Below are 4,159 nucleotides of genomic sequence, written 5' to 3'. Positions count from 1 at the left end.
TTGGCCCGCGTCTCGTTTCCCGCTCCCGACGACCGAACCATGGAATTTCGGTAACCGAAATTCAATTGTAAACCAGAAAGTATTTTCGGCACAATTTGTCCAAAGTCTCCGGCTATACTTCAAGGTGCGGAAACTCGATGCGTCTGATAGGCTGGCCTTGGAGGCGGAGCGATGGTGACGACGGCGAAGGGAGCGACGATGGAGCCGAAGAAGAAGGGCCGACCGAAGGGAGCCAAGGTGTACGCGGCGACGAAGGTCGAGAAGCGATTGATCACCATGGCGAAGATGCTTGCCGCCGCTGAAGGCGTGTCCGCTGCCGAGTACCTCAGCGGCATCCTCGACGGGCCGATTACGAGGGCGTACGCGGCGCTCGCCGCGAAGACCGATCATGACGCCGGCCTGACCGAGAGCCGGGGATGATGCCAGGTCCGCGCGTAGGCCTGGGAGGGTGACGGCGGCCGTTTCGCCGGGGATTGCGCGGGGCCGGGCGTGAACCTCCTGCCGATCACCCACAGGAATTCCAGGGGCAGCGCGTCCCCCTTGTCCTGGTTGCAGCCCAGGCAGCAAGCCACGAGGTTCCACGCGAGGTTCGACCCGCCCTGGGCGACGGGCGTCAGGTGGTCGAGCGTCGCCGTCTCGCGCGTCATCCAGACGCCGCAGTACTGGCACCGCCAGCCGTCGCGGTGGAGGACGTGCAACTTGCGGCGCTGCCATCGGATTCGATCCATACCCCTCCCCCCAGGTCGTGCCTGTCCGTCCCGTCGGACGGATTGCTCACGGGTTATCCAGTCCGCACTCGCGGCCGCCGCCCGAGACCGTCGTCAGCAGGTAGAGAAGCTCGTTAATGTGTCGAAGCGCGTAGGCGGGCTGCGTGCGGACATACCGCCGCACCTCCAGGAACGCATCCCCGATCTCATCTCGGGTCGGGTTGGGTCCGGTCAGCACGGGGATCCTCCTTCGGTCTTGAGGGCGTAGAGGTTGCCGCAGGGGACGACGATCTCGCCGCCCTCATCCAGCTCGACCAGGTGGTTGCGGGGGCCGCGCTTCAGCACCTTGCGGCGCTCGAACACGTCGGCCTCGACCCAGCGGATGGTCGACGCCACGGATCCGGACGGACGCGCGACGATCCGGATAGTCCCGAGCTTGCCGTGGTGGGGCATGACAGCCGCGACGGCCTCGCGGTAGTGGATCCGGCAGCGGTCGCCGATCCGCGGGTTGGACATCATCCCAGCACCTCGCAGATCCGAATGAGGGCCCGCATCGACCCGAAGGCGAAGGTCAGCGCGACGGCCAGAACTCCCAGTGCGGCCATGGTCAATCCTCGATGTATTCGAGCATTCGGTATTCGGGCGAACCGCAGTTTCGGCACGGATGGACTCCGAGTCTTCGGCCCACGTTGCAGCGGTTGCAGGCGACCTGGCTCGGCTCAGAAACGGCGTCGTCGTATCCCATCGCGAGCGGCCACGCGTGGCGGTCGTCGGCTCGCGACGCGTCGTGGATCTGGGCTCTTGTCAGCCCCTTGAAGCCGTAGGCCCCGAGCCGATCCGCCGCCGCCCGCCTGGACGCCGCGTCCGCCGGCCTGTACATCGGCTCGCCGTACTCGCTCGCCCCGGCGAAGGCCCATCGGAGGATCACGCCGCCACCCCCTCGGGCTGCGGAAGCTCGCGGACGCGGAGATCGGCGGGCCATTCCTCCATGTCGCCACCGTGCGAATCGCGGAGGCGGGCGACGGGTTCCATCTCGTCCTCGAGGTGGCAGGCCGTGCAGAACAGCTTGCCGGAGTCGGCTCGGCCCACGTCGAACCCGGCGAGGTCCTCCACCCGACCGCACCGCGGGCACCGGAAGAGGCCGGGCGCGAGGTTCGCCCCGAGCTGCTTCACGAACACAGGCGTCCCGGCCGCCCTGCCCTGCTCCACCGTCGAGCGGGCCCACTCGACGTCGAACGGCCGGCCCTCCTTCCCGCCCTGGCTGCTCTCCCCACCTACCACGATCCAGGAGACCGGGCCGAGCCCGTCCTTGATCCCGGTCAGGCAGTCGTAATGCTCGTCGTAGAGCAGGAACGAGGGCTTGAGCCGGCGGAAGTCGACCGGCCCCAGCGCGGGCTCGTAGCTGACCCACCGCAGCGCGGCGGGGATCATGCCCATGATCGGGATGCGGCGATCGGCGTACTCCTGGTTCTCGGCCGAGACGCCGAACCACACGTTGGCAGGGGGCTTCTCGTCGAGCCATTCCCGCGCGAACGCCATCGCCTCGTGGCTGGACGACGCGATCCGCTCCATGAGCGGGACGAAGTTCTCGGGCCGCTTGGTGAGCAGGAGATGATCGAGATTCGGAGTCCTGGCGATCAGGGCCAGGAAGTCGGCCCTCGGGGCGTCCAGCTCAGGGCGATCTTCGAGGCAGTCGCAGACCGATGGGAAGTTGCGCCGGCGCTCCCCGGCCTTGGCGGCGGCACGATCCCACTTCAGCAGCTCGTTCATCTTCCGGTTGATCACGCGGACGCCTTGGTCGCCCCACACGCCGAACGTGTCGGGGAACCGCTTGCTCAGCGCCTCGGCGTAACAGGCGGCACACCCGGCAGAGACTTTCGAACAACCTCTCCAGGGGCTGAGCGTGTGGTGGCACCACTGGATCCCGGTCTTCTCGGCCATCGCTTCCTCCGTCCTCGGTTGGTCCTGGTTGGTCCTTCGTCGCCGGTCGGGGAGGGCGTTGACCTGCCCTCCCCTTCCCTTTCCGGCTAGCGGGGCGTTACGCCCGGCGATGCATGGCTCCCCCTTCGTGCGGATTGCACGTCCAGGTGGCCTCCCGAGCCCTCGTCAAGCCCGGCGGTTCCGCGATCGGCTCACGCTCTACAGGCTGCGGACGTTTCTTCGCCTGGCTCGTCTCAGAGCCATCGCCTGTGGGCCTGCCGGGGCGGGCCGCGTGCTCGGGGCTCGCACCTCATCGCCGGACCTCGGGCGCTTCCGCCCCGGCCTGGACCCGACCCGCCTCGCGATGGGCCCAGAGGAACGCGTAGGCGTCCTCGTCGGGGTCGCTGTAGATGTCGCGCTCCAGCCGGGCCCGCAGGCCCATGGCCGCGAGGAACCGGGCGGCGTCCGCGTCGGACTCGCGGACCCACATGGAGAGGAACCGACGCCGATCCCCGTCGACCTTGCCCCTGAGCTTCTCGATGAACTTCCGGCCGACTCCGCGGCGGCGGTGCTCGGGGTGGATCGCCAGGCGGTTGACCTGGAGGCAGCCGGGCCGCAACCGGTAGATCGCGAAGCCGACGACCTCGTCCCCGCGCTCGGCGACCAGGCCGATGCAGTTCCGCTCGCGGAGCCGGCGGAGGAACTCGTCCTCGGTCCAGGGCTCGCGGAGGCCGGCGTCGATCGCCAGCACGGCTTCTATATCCCGGCGGATCATCCAGCGGATGTGGACGTTCATCAGGCCGCGTGCCCCTTCTCGGCGAGCCGCCGACCGAGGCACCCGAGCCGGACCATCGCCCGCTCGATCGAGGCCTTCGCCCCGCCGACCTCGGAGGCCGGTTCGGCGTCCAGGTCCCGCAGGGCCCGGCCCATCTCCGCGTTCAGGTCGGCGAGCCGGTTGGACCAGGACGAGACCTGACGCGCGAGGTCGGCGTCGGCCGGAGGGCAGTCGGGGCACGGCTCTCCGCGACGCCAGGACCCGCAGTCGGGGCACTTCGCGACGCCGATCGACGCCAGCCGGCGGAGCACGTCGGCGAGCCTCGCGCCGGGGTGGATCGCGGGCAGGACGGCGGACAGGTCGACGGTCGAATGCAGCAGACGCTCGGCCAGCGTCGCGAGCCGGTCGTCGGTCAGGGAGAGCACCGGGGACCGCGCCCAGCCCGGCTTGACGGTCGTCCGCAGCCGGTGGATCTCCTCGCGGTCGATCACGCAGTCGATCGGGGCGTCGAAGGCGAGCCGGACCTTCCCGCCGTCGATCCACGCGACCTCAAGGACGATGCGGCCGCCGTCGATCATCACCCGCTCGCCGCGCACCCTCGTCAGGGCCAACGCCATCTCAGCCTCCCTCTTCCATGCTGGATCCGATCGAGGCGCCCTCGGCCTCCCACGAGACCGCGAGCCGCCCCCTGGCGACGGCCTGGACGACCTCCTCACGCTCGTCTCGGCCCATCTCCTCCCACTGGTCGACGGGGAAC

8 protein-coding genes are annotated in these 4,159 nt (G+C 69.2%); 1 reads left to right on the top strand and 7 read right to left on the bottom strand.

The genetic code is table 11. The features are described from left to right. Positions 1 to 171 precede the first annotated feature (171 nt). A complete protein-coding gene (locus tag G6O68_RS31425; RefSeq protein ID WP_165253645.1) occupies positions 172 to 420 on the top strand; it encodes a hypothetical protein in 249 nt (82 codons plus the stop codon). Here the strand turns inward: G6O68_RS31425 and G6O68_RS31420 are convergent. The 7 genes from G6O68_RS31420 to G6O68_RS31390 all read right to left on the bottom strand — a co-directional run bounded on the left by G6O68_RS31420 (position 387) and on the right by G6O68_RS31390 (position 4,019). Further along, positions 387 to 728, bottom strand: a complete 342-nt coding sequence (locus G6O68_RS31420; RefSeq protein WP_165253642.1) for an HNH endonuclease — start codon at positions 726 to 728, stop codon at positions 387 to 389. The two genes, G6O68_RS31425 and G6O68_RS31420, sit on opposite strands and share 34 nt — an antisense overlap. Before the next feature lie 46 nt (positions 729 to 774). Then, a complete protein-coding gene (locus tag G6O68_RS31415; RefSeq protein ID WP_165253640.1) occupies positions 775 to 945 on the bottom strand; it encodes a hypothetical protein in 171 nt (56 codons plus the stop codon). Beyond that, complete coding sequence (locus tag G6O68_RS31410) at positions 939 to 1,226, bottom strand: hypothetical protein (RefSeq protein ID WP_165253638.1); 288 nt, start codon at positions 1,224 to 1,226, stop codon at positions 939 to 941. The genes G6O68_RS31415 and G6O68_RS31410 overlap by 7 nt, the downstream gene beginning before the upstream one ends. Before the next feature lie 88 nt (positions 1,227 to 1,314). Beyond that, positions 1,315 to 1,635, bottom strand: a complete 321-nt coding sequence (locus G6O68_RS31405; protein ID WP_165253636.1) for a hypothetical protein — start codon at positions 1,633 to 1,635, stop codon at positions 1,315 to 1,317. After that, positions 1,632 to 2,648: a DUF5131 family protein gene (locus tag G6O68_RS31400; protein WP_165253634.1), complete on the bottom strand. Its 1,017-nt coding sequence runs from the start codon at positions 2,646 to 2,648 to the stop codon at positions 1,632 to 1,634. The genes G6O68_RS31405 and G6O68_RS31400 overlap by 4 nt, the downstream gene beginning before the upstream one ends. Before the next feature lie 289 nt (positions 2,649 to 2,937). After that, entirely contained in the window at positions 2,938 to 3,423 is a 486-nt protein-coding gene (locus tag G6O68_RS31395; RefSeq protein ID WP_165253632.1) for a GNAT family N-acetyltransferase, read from the bottom strand. Continuing rightward, positions 3,423 to 4,019: a carbon storage regulator gene (locus tag G6O68_RS31390; RefSeq protein WP_165253630.1), complete on the bottom strand. Its 597-nt coding sequence runs from the start codon at positions 4,017 to 4,019 to the stop codon at positions 3,423 to 3,425. The genes G6O68_RS31395 and G6O68_RS31390 overlap by 1 nt, the downstream gene beginning before the upstream one ends. Positions 4,020 to 4,159 lie beyond the last annotated feature (140 nt).

The sequence above is a fragment of the Paludisphaera soli genome, assembly GCF_011064595.1.
Lineage (GTDB): Bacteria > Planctomycetota > Planctomycetia > Isosphaerales > Isosphaeraceae > Paludisphaera > Paludisphaera soli.
Note: the sequence above shows the minus strand (reverse complement) of the source record. Positions and strands in the feature narration are given on the sequence as shown.